At 70.2% G+C, this 17,305-nt stretch carries 21 protein-coding genes and 1 pseudogene; 16 read left to right on the top strand and 6 right to left on the bottom strand.

What is annotated here, in order from left to right; all coding sequences use genetic code 11:
- The first annotated feature begins 1 nt into the window (after position 1).
- From ACQY9S_RS13785 to ACQY9S_RS13745, 9 genes are all read left to right on the top strand, one after another.
- Positions 2-871: a lipid A biosynthesis acyltransferase gene (locus tag ACQY9S_RS13785; RefSeq protein ID WP_428420284.1), complete on the top strand. Its 870-nt coding sequence runs from the start codon at positions 2-4 to the stop codon at positions 869-871.
- Between the two features lie 43 nt (positions 872-914).
- Entirely contained in the window at positions 915-1,547 is a 633-nt protein-coding gene (locus ACQY9S_RS13780) for a DUF924 family protein (RefSeq protein WP_428420283.1), read from the top strand.
- Positions 1,548-1,821: 274 nt separating this feature from the next.
- Entirely contained in the window at positions 1,822-2,100 is a 279-nt protein-coding gene (locus tag ACQY9S_RS13775; protein ID WP_428420281.1) for a hypothetical protein, read from the top strand.
- A 21-nt stretch (positions 2,101-2,121) separates the two neighbouring features.
- Positions 2,122-2,592, top strand: a complete 471-nt coding sequence (locus tag ACQY9S_RS13770) for a DUF1772 domain-containing protein (RefSeq protein WP_428420279.1) — start codon at positions 2,122-2,124, stop codon at positions 2,590-2,592.
- A 72-nt stretch (positions 2,593-2,664) separates the two neighbouring features.
- The gene (locus ACQY9S_RS13765; RefSeq protein ID WP_428420277.1) at positions 2,665-3,249 is read left to right on the top strand and encodes a DUF1566 domain-containing protein; all 585 of its coding nucleotides are present in this window, start codon (positions 2,665-2,667) and stop codon (positions 3,247-3,249) included.
- 56 nt (positions 3,250-3,305) lie between these two features.
- Positions 3,306-3,761 (top strand): hypothetical protein, encoded by a 456-nt coding sequence (locus ACQY9S_RS13760; protein ID WP_428420275.1) that lies wholly within the window; start codon positions 3,306-3,308, stop codon positions 3,759-3,761.
- Between the two features lie 36 nt (positions 3,762-3,797).
- On the top strand, positions 3,798-4,442 hold the full coding sequence (locus ACQY9S_RS13755; protein WP_428420273.1) for a hypothetical protein: 645 nt from the start codon (positions 3,798-3,800) through the stop codon (positions 4,440-4,442).
- A 140-nt stretch (positions 4,443-4,582) separates the two neighbouring features.
- Positions 4,583-4,873: a toxin-antitoxin system TumE family protein gene (locus ACQY9S_RS13750; RefSeq protein WP_428425752.1), complete on the top strand. Its 291-nt coding sequence runs from the start codon at positions 4,583-4,585 to the stop codon at positions 4,871-4,873.
- Between the two features lie 22 nt (positions 4,874-4,895).
- Entirely contained in the window at positions 4,896-5,201 is a 306-nt protein-coding gene (locus ACQY9S_RS13745; RefSeq protein ID WP_428420271.1) for a DNA-binding protein, read from the top strand.
- Between the two features lie 47 nt (positions 5,202-5,248).
- Here ACQY9S_RS13745 and ACQY9S_RS13740 read toward each other — a convergent pair whose 3' ends face one another.
- Positions 5,249-5,572 carry a hypothetical protein gene (locus ACQY9S_RS13740; RefSeq protein WP_428420270.1) on the bottom strand — a complete coding sequence of 108 codons (324 nt, stop codon included), beginning with the start codon at positions 5,570-5,572 and terminating at the stop codon, positions 5,249-5,251.
- 209 nt (positions 5,573-5,781) lie between these two features.
- Entirely contained in the window at positions 5,782-7,167 is a 1,386-nt protein-coding gene (locus tag ACQY9S_RS13735) for a class I SAM-dependent methyltransferase (protein WP_428420268.1), read from the bottom strand.
- 41 nt (positions 7,168-7,208) lie between these two features.
- Between ACQY9S_RS13735 and dapF the strand changes: the two genes are divergently transcribed.
- The 4 genes from dapF to ACQY9S_RS13715 are packed head-to-tail and all read left to right on the top strand — an operon-like array spanning position 7,209 to position 11,025.
- The gene (dapF, locus tag ACQY9S_RS13730; protein WP_428420266.1) at positions 7,209-8,099 is read left to right on the top strand and encodes a diaminopimelate epimerase; all 891 of its coding nucleotides are present in this window, start codon (positions 7,209-7,211) and stop codon (positions 8,097-8,099) included.
- 5 nt (positions 8,100-8,104) lie between these two features.
- On the top strand, positions 8,105-8,782 hold the full coding sequence (locus ACQY9S_RS13725) for a DUF484 family protein (protein WP_428420264.1): 678 nt from the start codon (positions 8,105-8,107) through the stop codon (positions 8,780-8,782).
- A 10-nt stretch (positions 8,783-8,792) separates the two neighbouring features.
- Complete coding sequence (locus ACQY9S_RS13720) at positions 8,793-9,782, top strand: tyrosine recombinase XerC (RefSeq protein ID WP_428420263.1); 990 nt, start codon at positions 8,793-8,795, stop codon at positions 9,780-9,782.
- 49 nt (positions 9,783-9,831) lie between these two features.
- A complete protein-coding gene (locus tag ACQY9S_RS13715; protein ID WP_428420261.1) occupies positions 9,832-11,025 on the top strand; it encodes a class I SAM-dependent rRNA methyltransferase in 1,194 nt (397 codons plus the stop codon).
- A gap of 39 nt (positions 11,026-11,064) precedes the next feature.
- Here the strand turns inward: ACQY9S_RS13715 and ACQY9S_RS13710 are convergent, their stop codons facing one another.
- The 3 genes and pseudogenes from ACQY9S_RS13710 to ACQY9S_RS13700 form a co-directional block, all read right to left on the bottom strand.
- A complete protein-coding gene (locus ACQY9S_RS13710) occupies positions 11,065-11,496 on the bottom strand; it encodes a potassium channel family protein (RefSeq protein WP_428420260.1) in 432 nt (143 codons plus the stop codon).
- Positions 11,497-11,517: 21 nt separating this feature from the next.
- A complete protein-coding gene (gene ybeY, locus ACQY9S_RS13705) occupies positions 11,518-11,961 on the bottom strand; it encodes an rRNA maturation RNase YbeY (RefSeq protein WP_428420258.1) in 444 nt (147 codons plus the stop codon).
- 1 nt (position 11,962) lies between these two features.
- Positions 11,963-12,921: pseudogene (locus tag ACQY9S_RS13700) on the bottom strand (PhoH family protein).
- Positions 12,922-13,014: 93 nt separating this feature from the next.
- Here ACQY9S_RS13700 and ACQY9S_RS13695 point away from each other — a divergent pair.
- The 3 genes from ACQY9S_RS13695 to ruvA all read left to right on the top strand — a co-directional run bounded on the left by ACQY9S_RS13695 (position 13,015) and on the right by ruvA (position 16,259).
- Entirely contained in the window at positions 13,015-14,877 is a 1,863-nt protein-coding gene (locus tag ACQY9S_RS13695) for an ATP-binding protein (RefSeq protein WP_428420256.1), read from the top strand.
- 67 nt (positions 14,878-14,944) lie between these two features.
- Complete coding sequence (locus ACQY9S_RS13690) at positions 14,945-15,604, top strand: response regulator (RefSeq protein ID WP_428420254.1); 660 nt, start codon at positions 14,945-14,947, stop codon at positions 15,602-15,604.
- A 76-nt stretch (positions 15,605-15,680) separates the two neighbouring features.
- The gene (gene ruvA, locus ACQY9S_RS13685; protein WP_428420252.1) at positions 15,681-16,259 is read left to right on the top strand and encodes a Holliday junction branch migration protein RuvA; all 579 of its coding nucleotides are present in this window, start codon (positions 15,681-15,683) and stop codon (positions 16,257-16,259) included.
- Here ruvA and mutY read toward each other — a convergent pair.
- Positions 16,248-17,252 (bottom strand): A/G-specific adenine glycosylase, encoded by a 1,005-nt coding sequence (mutY, locus tag ACQY9S_RS13680; RefSeq protein WP_428425750.1) that lies wholly within the window; start codon positions 17,250-17,252, stop codon positions 16,248-16,250. The two genes, ruvA and mutY, sit on opposite strands and share 12 nt — an antisense overlap.
- Between the last annotated feature and the right edge of the window lie 53 nt (positions 17,253-17,305).

The following is a 17,305-nucleotide window of genomic DNA, read 5'->3' as shown; positions in this document are numbered from 1 at the left end:
CATGCGTCTCGTCCTCCTCCTCCTGTGGCTGCTGCACTGGCTGCCGTTGCCGATCCTCGCCGCGCTGGGCCGAGGGCTCGGCCGGCTGCTGTGGCGGCTGGCCGGCTCGCGCCGCCACATCGCGCTGCGCAACCTGGCGCTGTGCTTCCCGGCCTGGACCGAAGACCAGCGCCGTGCGCTGGCACGCGAGCACTTCCAGTGGCTGGGCCGCAGCCTGCTCGAGCGCGGCCTGCTCTGGTACGCCTCGCCGGCGCGGCTGCGGCGGCTGATGCACGTCGAAGGCCCGGCCAGCTTTGCCGACACCCACGCCGGCCCGGTGATGTGGCTGGTGCCGCACTTCATGGGCCTCGACGTGGCCGGCGCCGCGGTGCAGCTGTTCGTGGCGCGGCCCGGCTGCTCCATCTACCAGGCGCAGAGCAACAAGGTGTTCGACGCCGCGCTGCGCCGCGCGCGGCTGCGCTACGGCAACGCGAAGATCTTCGCGCGCAACGAAACCGCCAAGCCGCTGCTGCGCGCCATCCGCGACGGCATGGGTTTCTTCAACCTGCCCGACATGGACTTCGGCGCCAAGGACGCCGCCTTCGTGCCCTTCTTCGGCGTGCCCGCCGCCACGCTGCTGGCGCCGTCGCGCATGGCGCGGCTGCTGGGCATGAAGGTGCAGCCGGTGATTGCCTACATGCTGCCCGGCGGGCGCGGCTACCGCGTGCGCTTCTTCGAGCCCTGGGCCGACTTCCCCACCACCGACGCCGAAGCCGACACCGCGCGCATGAACCGCTGGATCGAAGAGCGCATCCGCGAGCAACCGGCGCAGTATCTTTGGGTGCACAAGCGCTTCAAGACGCGACCGCCCGGCGAGCCGCCGCTGTACTGAGCGCCCCGGCCGGCTGACGGCGCCTTTTCGTGAAGGTGAACCCATGAACCACATCCCCGATCCGCCCGCCCGGCGAGCCGCCCGCGGCGCACCGACGACCCCCGGGGCGGCCGAGGACGTCCTGCGCTACTGGTTCGGCAGCGACGACGCGGTGCGCACCGAATGGTTCACCCGCAGCGCCGCCTTCGACGCCGAGACCGACCTGCGCTTCGGCGCCGAGGTGGAAGCCGCGCTGCAGGGCCGGCTGGACTTGTGGCGCCGCACGCGCGACGGCAGCCTGGCGCTGGTGATCCTGCTCGACCAGTGCACCCGCAACCTCTACCGCGGCACGCCGCGCGCCTTTGCCGGCGACCCGCAGGCGCTGACGATGGCGCGCGAACTCATCGCGCAGGGGCAGCACGCCACGCTGCCGCCGCTGCGCCGCTGGTTCCTCTTCATGCCGCTGGAGCATGCCGAAGACCGGGCGCTGCAAGACCAGAGCGTGAGCCTCTTCACCGCGCTGGCCGCGGACGCCGGCCCTCACGCCGCCGCGCTGGCGAACGCGCTGGACTACGCCGAGCGGCACCGCGCCGTCATCGCCCGCTTCGGGCGCTTCCCGCACCGCAACGAGGTGCTGGGGCGGGAGAGCACGGCGCAGGAACTGGCGTTCTTGAAGGAGCCGGGGTCGCGGTTCTGAGGAGGCGGGAGGCGTGCGCCCGTCTGCAGATTTTCAGGCGGCCTGTGTCGTGATGCAGCGTGGTCGCGGCCAAAGCGGGTGGGTTTTTCCAGCTTCTGGTGATTGCGTTGCGCCGCCTGATGCAATAGCGTGCGAGATGACTGAATCTAGTTAGAACTCGCTGGAATGCATCCGCACGATGCTATGACTCGTCCATCGCCAAGTGCCCTACAAATTGCCCGCCCCAGCTCAGGAACAGTCCGTGCCAGCTAACTTGTTGCCAATACTTTGTGCCTTGCTTGTCCTGCTCGCTGTTGCGGGCGTTGCGAGGTACTTCTCTGTTTCAGCGTCGCAGCGGAACGCGCTTTCGGTGGTTCTCGTGGTGCTCGGCCTGGTGACCGCGTTCTTTTTCTTCTTCGGCGCGGGGTCGTGGTTGCGCGAGCACCGGGTGCAACCCACGTCGCACGCCGGCGCGTCCTCGCATGAGTTGTTTGTTTTGCCGTTCACCGCCTTCGCTCCTGCCGACGTGCTACGGCCTTCGCACGCGGCTGAGCTCAAACGCTGGGCGTCATAGGGTGCACTGCACAAGGTCCCCATGCTCATCGCAGTCACGCTACTCGCTTGCATCGGTGCTGGCACGGTGGGCGGCGTCTTCTTCGCCTTTTCCGCGTTCGTCATGAAGGCGCTCTCGCAGCTTCCTGCGGCTCAGGGCGCCGCAGCCATGCAGCGCATCAACGTCGTCGTCCTCAATCCGCTGTTCCTGGGCGTCTTCCTCGGCACGGCTCTTTTGGCGGCCGCTGGTGTTGTCGTCGCAGCTCTGAATTGGGGCTCGCTGCGCTCGGCTTTGCTGCTTGCCTCAGGTCTCCTCTACCTGGGCGGCCCGTTTCTTGTCACGGTTGCGTTCAACGTGCCACGCAATGAGCGCCTCGCCGGCCTGGATCCGGCATCTTCACAAGCCGCTGAGTACTGGGCCGTCTATCTGCGCGAGTGGTCGCTCTGGAACCATGTGCGGTCGGTTGCCTCGGTAGCATCGGCCGCCTGCAGTGCCGGCGCACTGGCGATCTAGGTCGTTCACGAGCCTGCCACCGGCGACGCTCAACCCCGAGCCCGTCATTTCCAACGCTTGAAAATCGAACTCATGAAACCGCCATGGACCGCCTGTCGCTGGCTGGTAGGCAGCCTGGCCGCCGCGCTTGCCACGGCGGCGGCCTGGGCGGCCGAGCCCCCCGCCTCGCCGAACTGGCTGCTCTCGGAGGACGGCGCCTACGTGATCGACCCGCGCAGCAAGCTGGCCTGGCCGCGCTGCGTGGAAGGCATGCAGTGGAACGGCAAGACCTGCACCGGCGAGCCCGTGCTGGTGAATCATGCCGAAGCCATGGCATTGGCCACCACCCGTGCCAAGGCCGATGGGGTGCGTTGGCGCCTGCCGCGCGTCGCCGAGTTGCAGCGGCTGGTGAACAAGGCCGCCGCGCCGCGCCGCCTGGACCCGGTGCTCTTTCCCGCCGCGCCCGGCACCTGGCACTGGGCGATCCGGGCCAACGTCGATACCGCAACGGTCAACCAGTACGACTACGGCAACATCGTCCAGGGCCGCACGAACGCGAACGCCAACCGCATGGCCTTCCTGCATGGCTGGGCGGTGAACCTCGAGACCGGCGAGGCCCGTGGTGACGTGACCAAGCGCACCAAGCTGCCGGTGCGCCTGGTGCGGCCGCAACCCTGATCCCGCACGCCGCGTTCGTGTAGCCTGCGCCGGCACTCGAACTTCAGGCCCACCCCATGTCACCTCCTGCCGCCCGAACTGCGCTCCTCCTCCTGGCCTGCCTGCTCGCGAGCCCGTCCTTCGCCCAGCAGGCCTCGGCGCCCGCAGAGCCGGCGGCCGGTCCCGGGCGCATCCCGTTCTCGTCGGTCGCCGAGGCGCTGGCGGCCCTGGAAGGGAAGGACGGCAACGGCGCGATCGTCACGCATGCGGATGGGTGGGTCGTCGTCAACGAGCCGCAGGCGGCGGCCCAGTGGTCGTTCACGCCGCCCGGGCACGAGGCCTACCCGGCCGTGGTTCGCCGCATCGTTCGCCGCGGCGGCGGCGGCGCGGTCGACGTTGAAACGTCGAGCCTTTGCGAGGCCGCCAAGGACCCGTGCGCCAGGCTGCTGGTGGAGTTCGAGGCCCTGAACAGCCGCGTCACTCAGGCCATCAAGGCCCGGGGCCGCCAGGGTTCGTCGCAGGCGCAGCCCTAGAATTCCCTGCGCATCGGATGCTTGGAGTGCCCGGCCATGAATGAACTCAATGTCTTTGTGAGCGTCGGTGGTACGGCAACCGAGCGGCAGGAGGCGTTCGTTCGTGCTGTCGAAGACCGGTTGCGCAGCGAAGGGCTCGTTCCCCATACCGTGGGGAGAAATACCTTCAGTGCCGATGCGCCGCTGAAGACGGTGACCGAGCTGCTCGACAAGTGTTCCGGCACCGTGGTCATTGCGCTGGAGCGCATGCACTTCGAGTCGGGCACCGAGAAGCGTGGCGGCCCCAAGGAGTTGCCGCTGCGCGATATCAGCCTGCCAACGCCCTGGAACCAGATCGAGGCGGCCATGGCGTACAGCCGCGGGCATCCCTTGATGGTCATCGTGGAAAGCGGCCTGAGGAGCGAGGGGCTGCTCGAGCGCGGGAATGACTGGTATGTGCAGTGGGTCCAGCCCGACGCGGCTGCGCTCGGCACGACGGAATTCAACGGGGTCCTCGCCAGCTGGAAGCAGAAGCTGCTCCAGCCACCCAAACCATCGATCAGCGCCAAAGCCCCTGCCGAGCTCACGGTGGCCGAGCTGATCGGCGGCCTGAAGGCCACGCAGCTGTGGAGCGTTCTCGGGGCCTTGGCGGTATTGGTCGGCGGGGCCTTCGCGCTGGGCGCCAAGCTGTCCGGCGGGTGACGGGCGCACCGCGCTTCGCGCAAGGATTCCCTCGCCGACGCCAGCGGCTGGTCGATCTGCGGAGGGCATGGCCGACACAGGCGCGCAGTTAGGTGTTGGAGTCGTTGACAACAGCGGCTGTTGTTGGTACTTTCTCCAACATGAAGGCTTTTGAGCTGATACGAACCCGGATCGTTTACACAGCAGAGGCATTCGCTGAGTTGGTGCTCTGGGAACTGCCTGAGCCCCTGCGGGGCTCCGCCCGTCGATTCAAGTATCGGCTCGCGTACGTTGTACGGGGTGATTGCGTGCTTCGGTACGACAACGAGGCGGGCAAAGGTCGGCACTACCGGGGCAAGGAAAGTACCTACGCCTTCACAGATCCGGATGAGCTGATTGCGGCCTTTCAGGCCGATATTGCGAGGTGGAACCGTGAAAACAGTAACTCTTGACGTTCGGTCGCCGTCTGATGCCATGGCCGACTTCACGCACGCGTGGAAAAGTGGCAAGGGTCAGCGGACGGCGCGCATCACCTTCGCAACACCCGAGCTGCTTTGGCAGGTGTTGACAGCCAAGCGCTGGGAACTGCTCAAGGCGCTCTGCGGCGCTGGTCCGGTCTCCATTCGCGAGGCAGCGCGGAGGGTGAATCGCGATGTCAAGGCGGTGCACGGCGACGTCACGGCTCTGCTATCAGCGGGCCTGCTCAGTCGCACGGACGGTGGCGCAGTGGAGTTCCCTTTCGGGGCGGTCAAGGTTGAGTTCCTGCTCCAGGCAGCGTAGCCGCGTCCTGGAAACAGGGTCGCACCCTTCCGTCAAGGCGCCGCCGGCTACTTGATCCCGCTGCAGCTCGCACCGTGCCAGCGGCCCGCGATGTCGACGTTGAACGTCTTGCCGCCCTTGGGTGGGTTGACCACGATCGTGCCGCGCACCCGCTCGGGCGATTCCGCGGTGAAGTCGTCGTCATCGTCCGGGTCGGGGCCGCGCGCTAGTTGCGCCAAGTCGGCTTTGGTCACGCACTCTTTTTCCACCACCGGGTGCGGCAGTGCCGCACTCTTGTGCGTCATTTCCCAGGCGCCCACTTTCAGGTCGAGCGCCTGGGCCGCAGCGCCCAGGGCTGCCAGCAGGCAGATGCAGGCCACGAGGACTTTCATGGGCTCTCCTCCCTTCGCATTGGGTCGCCGGCATCGTACGCACGCCGGCACGTCGGGGTCAGCCGCTCACTCCCCATTCCCACCCGGTACGCGCAGGAAACCGGCCGGTGGACGCTTCGAACCTCGGCAACCCACGCACACGAGCCGCTGCAACGAGCCCTGGCCCGACCTTCAATCTGATGCGTTCGAATGCAATGCCGTATGAACGCTCAGTTCGTAGGCACGGGGCCGGCCGGCGCCGCAGCGCGGTCGGCCGCGAGCAGGGCTTCGAGGCACTGTTCACCGACGCCGTAGAAGGCCTTCAACTGCCGCACCTGCTCGCGCAGCGGCTCGGCGGGCTTGGGCTGCTCGCGCTTCACCGCGAGGATCATCTTGTTCTTGCTGGTGTGCTCGAGCGAGGTGAACTCGAACACCTGGGTGTCGTAGCCCTCGGCTTCGAGCAGCAGCGCGCGCAGGCCGTCGGTCAGCATCTCGGCTTCCTGGCCGAGGTGGATGCCGTGGCGCAGCAGCGGCAGCAGCAGCAGCGGGCTGCGCATCTGCGGGCGCAGCTGCTTGTGGCAGCAGGGCGAGCACATGATGATGCGGGCGCCCGAGCGGATGCCCATGTGCATGGCGTGATCGGTGGCGATGTCGCAGGCGTGCAGCGCGATCATGATGTCCACCGGCCGCGGCGCCATGGTGCGCACGTCACCCAGCTCGAAGTGCAGGCCCTGCAGCCCGAGCTGCTGCGCGGTGGCGTTGCCCAGTGCCACCATGTCGTCCTTCAGGTCCACGCCGCTCACCTGCGCGGGCAGGCCCAGTGTGTGGCGCAGGTGGTCGTGCACGGCGAAGGTGAGGTAGCCCTTGCCGGCGCCGAAGTCCAGCACCTGCAGCGGCGGCCCGCCGTGCTGCGTGAGCCCGGGGGCGGACGCCAGCGCGTGCGCCAGCACCTCGATGAACTTGTTGATCTGCTTCCACTTGCGCGCCATCGCCGGCACCAGCTGGTGCTGTGCGGTGGTGACGCCCAGCGCCACGAGGAAGGGCTGGTTCAGGTCGACGTGGCGGTGCTTTTCGCGGTCGTGCGAAGGCGGCACAGCCGTCGGTGCGTCGGCGGCGCCGGGGCCTTCGTCCGCCGTGGCGGCGGCCTGTTCCGGGTGCTCGATGGCGTCGGCGGGCGCGGCAGGCTTGCGGCTGCGCCGCAGCGTGGCCTTGCCCTTGCGGCTGATGGCGAGCTGCAGCTCGCCGCCGGGGGTCAGCAGATGCAGGTTGTCGAAGGCGCTGTCGATCAGCCCGGCCAGCGTGGCCAGGCCCTCGTCGAGCGGCAGGTTCTTGGTCACGTCCTTCGTGCGGTGGTTGTAGGTGAGCGACAGGCAGGCGCGGCCCTTCAGCGTGAGCGGGCGCACCAGCACGCGCTGCAGGTCGGGCCGCGGCCCGCGCGGGCCGGCGAGCACCAGCTTGATGAGGCTGCGGTCTGCCAGGGCGGCGCGCGCCTCGTCGAAGAACTGAGCCCGGGGGTCGGGCGCGGCCGGGGAGGGCGCGGGTGCGGCCGGGGCCGTCGGTGTCGGGTTCGTGGGCACGGTGGGTCGGCGCAACGCCGGGTTCGGTAAGCCGCTCATTGTCGGCCGGCGGCGCGTGGCGGGTCGATAATCGCCGCACCATGAGGCTGCGCTTTACCAAGATGCAAGGCGCGGGCAACGACTTCGTCGTGCTCGACGCCACCCGCGAGCCGCTCCAGCTGAGCCCGGCTCAGTACCGCTACCTGGCCGACCGGCGCTTCGGCGTGGGGGCCGACCAGATCCTGATCGTCGGCCCTTCCGACGAGCCGGGCATCGACTTCACCTACCGCATCGTCAACGCCGACGGCAGCGAGGTGGAGCAGTGCGGCAACGGTGCGCGCTGCTTCGTGCGCTACGTGCGCGAGGCCGGGCTGACCAAGAAGAGCGCGATCCGCGTGCGCACCGCCAGCGGCGTGATCGAGCCGCGCTGGCTGCACGACGGCCGGGTGACGGTGGACATGGGCGCGCCGGTGTTCGAGTCGACCCGCGTGCCGTTCGACGCCACCGGCCTGCAGCCGCGCGAGCTGAACGGCTTTGCGCTGTGGCCGCTGGACGTGGCAGGCCGCACGGTGGAGGCCGCGGTGGTGTCGATGGGCAACCCGCACGCGGTGATGAACGTGGCGCAGTTCGGCGGGGGCAGCCTCGACGAGGCGCCGGTGGCCGAGCTGGGCCCGCTGGTGGAGCGCCACGAGCGTTTTCCGCAGCGGGTGAACGCCGGCTTCCTGCAGGTGCTGAGCGACACGCATGTGAAGCTGCGCGTCCACGAGCGCGGCGCCGGCGAGACGCTGGCCTGCGGTACCGGCGCCTGTGCCGCGGTGGTGGCGGGCATCCGCCTGGGCTGGCTGCGCGCCGGCACGCCGGTCGACGTGGACACCCGCGGCGGCGAACTGACGATCGAATGGGCCGGCCGCGGCGACGCGCCGGTGTGGATGACCGGCCCCGCCGAGAGCGTGTTCGTCGGCGAGATCGATTTACCGGAACAGGGAGACTGACCCAGATGAGCACGCAGGGCATTACCGAAGAAGACATCGCGAATTTTCTGCAGCAGACGCCCGGCTTCTTCGAGCGGCATGCCGACACGCTGGCGAGCGTGCAGCTGACCAGCCCGCACGGCAACCGCGCGGTGTCGCTGCAGGAGCGCCAGATGGAGATGCTGCGCGAGAAGATCCGCGGCCTGGAGATGCGGCTGATGGAGATGATCCGCCACGGCCAGGAGAACGTGGCGATCTCCGACAAGCTGCACCGCTGGACGCGCTCGATCATGCTCACCACCAGCGCCAGCGACCTGCCGGGCGTGCTGGTCGACGAGCTGAAGCACGAGTTCATGATCCCGCAGGCCGGCATCCGCGTGTGGGGTGCGGCCGATGCCTTCGAGTCGCTGTCGTTCGCCCGCCCGGTGAGCGACGAGGTCAAGAGCTTCGCCACCAGCCTGACGCTGCCCTACTGCGGCGTGAACTCCGGCTTCGAGGCGGCCGGCTGGTTCGAGGAGCCGGGCACGGTGGTGTCGCTCGCGCTGGTGCCGCTGCGCAACGGCATCGCGACGCCGGCCTTCGGCATGCTGGTGCTCGGCTCGCCCGACCCGACGCGCTACAGCGCCGACATGGGCACCGAGTTCCTGATGCGCATCGGCGAACTCGCCAGCGCCGGGCTGCACCGGCTGCTGCCGGTGCATTGACGGGCCCGCGATGGCGGCCGGACGCAGCGCCCGGACGCGCACCGCCGCCACCGGGGCGGCGACGCCGGCAGCGGCGCTGCCGCTCGATGCCGACATCGCCGGCCACCTGGAGCACCTGCGCGTCGAGCGCCGGCTCGCACCGAAGACGCTGCTGAACTACGAGGACGCCTTTCGCCGCCTCGCCGAAGCAGCGCAGCGCGACGGCGTGGCCCTGCGCACCGCGCAGCCGCACCACGTGCGCCACTGGATGGCGCGGCTGCATGCGGGAGGGCTGGCGCCGCGCAGCATCGCGATCGCGCTGTCGGCCTGGCGCGGCCTGTACCGCTGGCTCGGCCACGAGGGGCTGGTGGCGCTGAACCCGGTTGAAGGCCTGCGCGCGCCGCGCGCGCCCAAGCCGCTGCCCAAGGCGCTGTCGGTCGACCACGCCGTGGCGTTGGCCGACCACCGCCAGACCGACGGCGACGCGCGGCTCGAGGCGCGCGATCGCTGCCTGGTCGAGTTGCTCTACGGCTGTGGCCTGCGGGTGGCCGAGCTGGTGGGATTGGACGTGACGGCCGGCGGCGGCGCGCTGGGTTGGATCGACCGCAGCGACGCCGAGGCGCATGTGCTCGGCAAGGGCAGCAAGCGACGCAGCGTGCCGGTCGGCAGGGCGGTGCTCGCCGCGCTGGACGACTGGCTCTCGCAGCGCGGCAGCGTGGCGCAGCCCGACGAGCCGGCGCTGTTCGTCAGCCGCCACGGCCGGCGGCTGACCGCCTCGCAGGTGCGCACCCGGCTCAGGGACCGTGCCATCCAGGCCGGGCTGCCGACCCACGTGCACCCGCACATGCTGCGCCACAGCTATGCCTCGCACCTGTTGCAGTCCAGCGGCGACCTGCGCGCGGTGCAGGAGCTGCTGGGCCACGCCAACATCACGACCACGCAGGTCTACACGAAGCTCGACTTCCAGCACCTGGCCAAGGCCTACGACGCGGCGCATCCGCGGGCGCGCAAGAAGTCGTGACGCGGCGCTGACGGCGGCGCGGCGCGCAGCGCCACGCGACAATCCGCCGATGAAAGCCATCAAACTGCGCGCCGGCAAGGAGCGCTCGCTGCTGCGCCGCCATCCCTGGGTGTTCGAGGGCAGCATCGCGTCCGGCAAGGCCGATGCCGGCGAGACGGTGCGCATCGACGCGCAGGACGGCAGCTTCCTCGCCTGGGGCGCCTACAGCCCGGCCTCGCAGATCCGCGTGCGGGCCTGGAGTTTCGAGCAGACCGAGCGCGTCGACGCGGCGCTGTTCGTGCGGCGCATCGCGCGCGCGGTGGCGCTGCGTGCGCGGCTGGCGATCGCCAGCGACGCGTTGCGCCTGGTGCACGGCGAGGCCGATGGGCTGCCGGGGCTGATCGTCGACCGCTATGGCGACACGCTGAGTGCGCAGTTCCTGGGCGCCGGCGTCGAGCGCTGGAAGGGGCCGATCGCCGACGCGCTGCTCGTGGCGACCGGCTGCACGCGCCTGTACGAGCGCTCCGACGCCAGCGTGCGCGAGCTCGAAGGCCTGCCGTCCGCGACCGGCTGGTTGCGCCGGTCCGAAGACGACGACGGCGCGACCGAGCGGACGATCCGCGAGCACGGCTGGCAGCTGAAGGTCGACGTGGCCGAGGGCCACAAGACCGGCTACTACCTCGACCAGCGCGACAACCGGCTGCGTTTCATGCAGCTCGTGCGGCAGTTCGGCTGCCAGCGCGTGCTCAATTGCTACAGCTACACCGGCGGCTTCTCGGTGGCGGCGCTGGCCGGCGGTGCGCAGCAGGTGACGAGCGTCGACTCGTCCGGGCCGGCGCTGGCCCGCGCGAGCGAGCACGTGGTGCTGAACGGCTTCGATGCGGCGCGGCACGAGGCGCTCGATGCCGACGTCAACGCCACGCTGCGGCGCTACATCGAGCTCGGTGCGAGCTTCGATGCGATCGTGCTCGACCCGCCGAAGTTCGCGCCGACCGCGGCCCATGCCGAGCGCGCGGCGCGCGCCTACAAGGACATCAACCGGCTCGCCTTCAAGCTGCTGGTGCCGGGCGGGCTGCTGTTCACGTTCTCGTGCTCGGGCGGGGTCGATGCTTCGCTGTTCCACAAGATCGTCGCCGGCGCCGGGCTCGACGCGGGCGTGGACGGCTACCTGCTGCAGCGCCTGGAAGCCGCGCCCGACCACCCGACGACGGTGACCTTCCCCGAAGGCGAGTACCTCAAGGGGCTGGCGATCCTGAAGCAGTGATCGGTGCGGCCGCGATGGCAGTGCGCGGCGCTCCTCCACTCAACGCTCGCGCCGCCGCCAGTAACGCTCCATCTCCAGGTACAGGAACGAGGCCGACCAGCCGATCAGCAGCAGGCCGTTGAGCGCCTCGACGCCCGCCAGCAGGCGCACCGGGCCGGCCGGCACCACGTCGCCGAAGCCGAGCGACGTGTAGGTCTCGGCCGAGAAGTAGAGCGCGCTGTCGAGTCCAGGTGCCGCGCCGGCGCCGAGCGAGCCGTGACCGCCGAGGCGGATCAGCGCCCAGTAGGCGGCGCCATAGAGCAGGATCTCGACGCCGTGGCTCAGGAAGCAGCCGAGCACCGCGGCGATCAGCTTCGCGCGGCCCGGCCAGCGCAGGTTCTCGAGCAGGCGCGTCATCAGGTTCAGCGCCTCGTAGTGGGTCAGGGTCGTGGCGACGATCAGCAGCACGCAACTGAGGGCGACGAGGGCCATGGCTGCCGAGCGGGTCTGCACTCAGGCGTAGGGGTCGGCGTAGCCGAGGGCCTGCAACACCTCGGTCTCGCGCGCCTCCATGAGCTGCGCCTCGGCCTCGACCTCGTGATCGTGGCCCTGCGCATGCAGCGTGCCGTGCACCAGCAGGTGGGCGTAGTGGGCCTCCAGCGAGCGGCCCTCGTCGCGCGCCTCGCGCTCGACCACCGGCGCGCACAGGATCAGGTCGGCCACCACCACCGGTTCGCTCTCGTAGTCGAAGGTCAGCACGTTGGTGGCGTAGTCCTTCTGCCGGTAGTCGCGGTTCAGGGCCCGGCCTTCGTCGGCGCCGACGATGCGCACCGTGATCTCGGCCGGCACCTCGAGCGCGGCGCGAATCCAGCGCGCCACCTTGTGGCGCGGCAGCTGCGCGCGGTGGCCAGCGTCGGCGAACTGCAGCGACAGGTTCAGCGTCGGGCGGGCGGGCATCTCACGGCTCCCGTTTCGGGGCGGCCGCCTCGTAGGCCTCGACGATGCGCGCCACGAGCGGGTGGCGCACCACGTCGGCGGAGGTGAAGCGCGTCATCGCGATGCCCTTGACGCGCCGCAGCACGCGCTCGGCCTCGACCAGGCCGCTCTCCACGTCCTTGGGCAGGTCGATCTGGCTCACGTCGCCGGTGACGACGGCCTTGCTGCCGAAGCCGATGCGGGTGAGGAACATCTTCATCTGCTCGGCCGTGGTGTTCTGCGCCTCGTCGAGGATCACGAAGGCGTGGTTCAGCGTGCGACCGCGCATGAAGGCCAGCGGCGCGATCTCGATCGTGCCCTTCTCGAAGGCCTTGGTGACGCGCTCGAAGCCCATCAGGTCGTAGAGCGCGTCGTACAGCGGGCGCAGGTAGGGGTCGACCTTCTGCGCCAGGTCGCCCGGCAGGAAGCCCAGGCGCTCGCCGGCCTCGACCGCCGGGCGGGTGAGGATGATGCGCTGCACGCTGCTCCTCTCCAGCGCGTCGATCGCGCAGGCCACCGCGAGGAAGGTCTTGCCGGTGCCGGCCGGCCCGATGCCGAAGGCGATGTCGTGCTCGAGGATGTGGCGCAGGTACTGGGTCTGGTTGCCGGTGCGCCCGGCGAGGTCGGCGTGGCGGGTGCGCAGCGTGATCGCGCCGTCGCCCGGCACGGCGTCGCGCGCGCCGCCGCCTTGGGTGGCTTCGACCAGCGCAAGCTGGAAGCTCTCGGCGCGATGGGTTTCTTGGCGCGGTCGTACAGCGTCTGCAGCAGCGCGGCCGCGCGCTCGGCCGGGGCCTTGGCACCCTCGATGCGGAAGGACTCGTTGCGACGCGTGATGTTCACGTTGAAGGTCGCCTCGATGGCGTGCAGGTGCTCGTCGAGCGTGCCGCACAGGTGCGCGAGGCGGGTGTTGTCGAGCGGGATGAAGGCGTGGCGCAGGATCACGGGCAGGGCGGCGGCGAAAGGGAGCCCGATTGTGGCCCGCGCGGGCCGCGGCGGCGGACACGGCGGGCGCCCCTTCCTGCACAATCGCCGCCCATGCTCCGCCACCTGCCTGCGCCCTCGCGCCTGCTCTTCTTGCTGTGGCTCGGCCTGCTCGGCTGCCTGCTCGCCAGCGGCCCCGCACGCGGCCAGGGCGCGGACGTGCTGACCCTGCGCACGGCACAGGCCGCCAGCGTGCCGTCACCGACGCCGACGCCGCCGGTGGGGGGCGGTTTCGAAGCGGTGGCGCTGCCGGACGACTGGGTCGTGCCGCACGTGGCGGGCGAGCAGGTCGTCAAGTGGTACCGGCTGCGTTTCGATGCGCCGCAGCTGCCGGCGGGCACGCTGCTGGCGGCCTACGTCCCCCGGGTGTGCTCGAACCTCGAGGTCTACCTCAACGGCCAGTTGCTGCTGCGTGGCGGCAGCATGCGCGAGCCCATGACACGCAACTGCTACCACTCCCAGCTGGTCAGTCTGCCGGCCAGCCTGTTGCGCCCGGCCGGCAACGAGCTCGAGCTGCAGGTGGCGGGTTTTGCGCTGGCGCGCGTGTCGGGGCGCCAGCGCGCGGGCGGCCTGTCGGAGGTGTTGATCGGCCCCTACCCGGAACTGAGCGACCTGCACGAGCGGCAGCGTTTCTGGAACGTGACGTTCGCGCAGATCGTGGCGGCGACGCTGGTGATGATCGGCGTGGCGATGCTGGCGCTGGGCTGGGTGCGGCGCGTGGTGCACCTGATCTACTTCGGCGTGGTTTCGCTGGGCTGGGCGCTGCTGAGCGCGCGCATCTGGTGGCGCGACATCCCGCTGCCGCACGGCACGCTGGAGCTGCTGAGCTGCATCGCCTTCATTCCGCTGTCGGTGTGCGGGGTGCTCTTCCTGCTGCGCTACTGCGGCGTGAAATGGCGTGCGGCCGACATCGCGCTGTGGGCGCAGTGCCTGGTGATGCCCGCCGGGCTGCTGCTCGCCGGGCCGGACCGGCTGTTCGCCGGCGCGGTGCTGTGCTATTCCGTGCTGGCGCTGGAGGTGTTCGCGGCGATCGGCTTCTGCCTGGCGCACATCTGGCGCACCCGGCGGCGGGAATTCTGGCTGTTCGGCACGATCCTCGCGCTGGTGGGGGTGGTGATCGGCATCGAGGTCGGCATCCAGGACAGGCTGTTGAACCTGCCCAGCGTGAATGTCTTCCATTTCGTGATCCCGCTGCTGTTCTGCGTGCTGGCGTTCCGGCTGGTACAGACCTTCGCGCAGGCGCTCACGGCGGCCGAGGACGCGCGCCACCAGCTCGAGCAGCGCGTCTACGAGATCTCGGCCGAGATCGAGCGCAATTTCTCGCACCTGGCCGAGGTGCGGGTCGAGCAGGTGGCCGAGAAGGAGCGCAAGCGCATCGCCGCCGACCTGCACGACGACCTGGGCGCCAAGCTGCTGACCATCGTGCACACCAGCAACGACGAGCGCATCTCGACGCTGGCGCGCGAAGCGCTCGAGGAGATGCGCCTGTCGGTGCGCGGCATCGCCGGCAAGCCGGTGCAGCTGGCCGACGCGCTGGCCGACTGGCGGGCCGAGACGGTGTCGCGGCTGGGAGACGCCGGCATCGAGATCGAGTGGCACAGCACCGAGCCGTCGACGCCGCGCACGCTGGCGGCGCGCTCCTATGTGCAGACCACGCGCGTGCTGCGCGAAGCGACCAGCAACCTCATCAAGCACAGCGGCGCATCGCGGGCGAGTGTCACCTGCCGCATCGGCGACGAGTTCCAGCTCGTGATCCGCGACAACGGGCGCGGCATCCCGCTCGAGCTCGACGGCCGGCTCGACCGCGGCCACGGCATGGCCAGCATGAAGCACCGCGCCAAGCAGATGCAGGGCCAGTGCCTGATCGAGTCGGGTCCGGGCTACGGAACCGTGATCCGGCTCACGCTTCCTCTGTGACCGCTCGTGCGGCCCTTGCGGCCCTTGCCGCCAGCGCTCAGACTGTTACCATGAAAGCGTGGCTGACATGACTCGCATCCTGCTGCTCGAAGACCTGCCCGAGATCCGCGTCTGGCTGAAGGCGCTTGCCCTGCAGGTGTTTCCCGAAGCGCAGATCACCGAGGCGGCGCGCGTGCACGACGCGCGCGAGCAGATCAGCGCCCAGCGCTTCGACCTGGCGTTGGTCGACCTCGGCCTGCCCGACGGGTCGGGCGTCGAGGTGGTGGCCGCGCTGCGCGAGGCCCAGCCCGAGGCGCAGTCGGTCGTGGTGACGATCCATGACGACGACGACCACCTGTTCCCGGCGCTGCAGGCGGGCGCCTTCGGCTACCTGCTGAAGGAGCAGTCGCGCGAGCAGCTGGCCGAGCAGCTGCGCCGCATCAGCGCCGGCGAGCCGCCGCTGTCGCCGTCGATCGCGCGGCGCGTGATCCAGTATTTCGCGGCCCAGCAGCGCAGCCAGTTCCGCGAGAAGACCCCGCTGATGCCCGGCGTGACCCTGACCGAGCGCGAGAACGAGGTGCTGCTGCGCGTGGCCAAGGGCTTCACGCTGCCCGAGATCGGCGTGCAGCTGAATCTGTCGCGCCACACCATCGCCGACTACGTGAAGCAGATATACCGCAAGCTCAACGTGAGTTCGCGTGCCGAGGTCGCCCTGGAGGCGCAGCGGCTCGGGTTGTTCCGGCGGTGAGGGTCCTGCGGCGGCGGCCGCGGCAGCCGTTGCGAAGCAGGGTGCCGGCAGTCTCGGTCCGGGTCGTGAGGTTCGGATGATCGGTCGCCTCACCGGCCTGCTGGCCGAAAAATCGCCACCCCAGGTGCTGCTTGACGTTGGCGGCGTCGGCTACCAGGTCGACGTGCCGATGAGCAGCTTCTTCAGCCTGCCGGCCGTGGGCGAGCGCGTCACGCTGCTGACCCACTTCGTTGTGCGCGAGGACGCGCAGGTGCTGTTCGGCTTCCTCACCGCGCCGGAGCGCGAGGCCTTCCGCCAGCTGATCAAGATTTCGGGTGTCGGGCCGCGCACCGCGCTGTCGCTCCTCTCCGGGCTGACGGTGGCCGATCTGGCGCAGGCGGTGACGGCACAGGATGCGAGCCGCCTCGTCAAGGTGCCCGGCATCGGCAAGAAGACCGCCGAGCGCCTGCTGCTCGAACTGAAGGGCAAGCTCGGCGCCGACCTCGGTGTCGCCGCCGGCAGCAGGCCGGGCAGCGAGGCCCATGCCGACATCCTGCAGGCGCTGGTGGCGCTGGGCTACAGCGAGCGCGAGGCGCAGGCGGCGGTGAAGGCCCTGCCGGTCGATGCCGGCGTCAGCGAGGGCATCAAGCTCGCGCTGAAGGCGCTAGCTCGTTAGCAGCTTCTTCAGCGGCGCCGGCAGACCCACGGTGTCCAGCGCATCGAGCGCTGTCCAGCGGCCGGGGCCCAGCGCGGCCTCGACCGCCGCCGCGCTGCCCAGCACCGCGCGGCGCGGATGCAGCGTCCAGTCGAAATGGGTCAACGCGTGCTCGATCACGGGTTGCGGCTCGGCGTGCACCTGCAGCCGACGCGTCACCGCGTCGAGCGCCGCCTCGTCGTCGAGCAGCGGCAGGCTCCACAGCCCGGCCCACACGCCGGTGGCCGGGCGCTGCTGCAGCCACACGGCGCCGGCGTGCTCGAGCCACAGCCACCAGTGCTCGCGGCGTGTGCGCTTGAGCTTGCGCGTCTTCACCGGGTAGGCCTGCGGCATGCCTTCGCGCTGCGCGACGCAATCGCCTTGCAGCGGGCACAGCAGGCAGTTCGGCCGGCGCGCGAGGCAGACGGTGGCGCCGAGATCCATCAGGCCCTGGGTGTAGGCGGGCATGTCGGCGGCTGCCGGTGGCAGCAGCTCGCAGGCCCGCACCCACAGCTCGCGCTCGTGGCGGGCGACGGCCAGGTCGGCACCGAAGCCCAGCGCGCGCGTCAGCACGCGCTTGACGTTGCCGTCGAGGATGGCGGCACGCTCGCCGAAGCAGAACGCCGCGATGGCGGCTGCGGTCGAGCGGCCGATGCCGGGCAGCAGGGCCAGCTGCTCGGCGCTGGCGGGAAAGCGGCCACCGTGCGCGGTCATCACGGCCTGCGCACAGCGGTGCAGGTTGCGCGCGCGGCTGTAGTAGCCCAGTCCGCTCCACGCGGCCAGTACGTCGTCGAGCGGGGCCTGCGCCAGCGCCGCCACATCGGGAAAGCGCTGCAGGAAGCGCGCGTAGTAGGCCAGGACGGTCGTGACCTGCGTCTGCTGCAACATGATCTCCGACAGCCACACGCGATAGGGATCGCGCTGGTCCTGCCAGGGGAGCCCATGGCGCCCCTGGCTGCGCTGCCAGGCAACAATGCGCGCCGCGATGGTGTCGGGCGCAGCGCCGGGCGGCGTGAGGGACGCAGAGG

The organism is Methylibium sp., from assembly GCF_965279545.1.
In the GTDB taxonomy this organism is placed as follows: domain Bacteria; phylum Pseudomonadota; class Gammaproteobacteria; order Burkholderiales; family Burkholderiaceae_C; genus Methylibium.
Note: the sequence above shows the minus strand (reverse complement) of the source record. Positions and strands in the feature narration are given on the sequence as shown.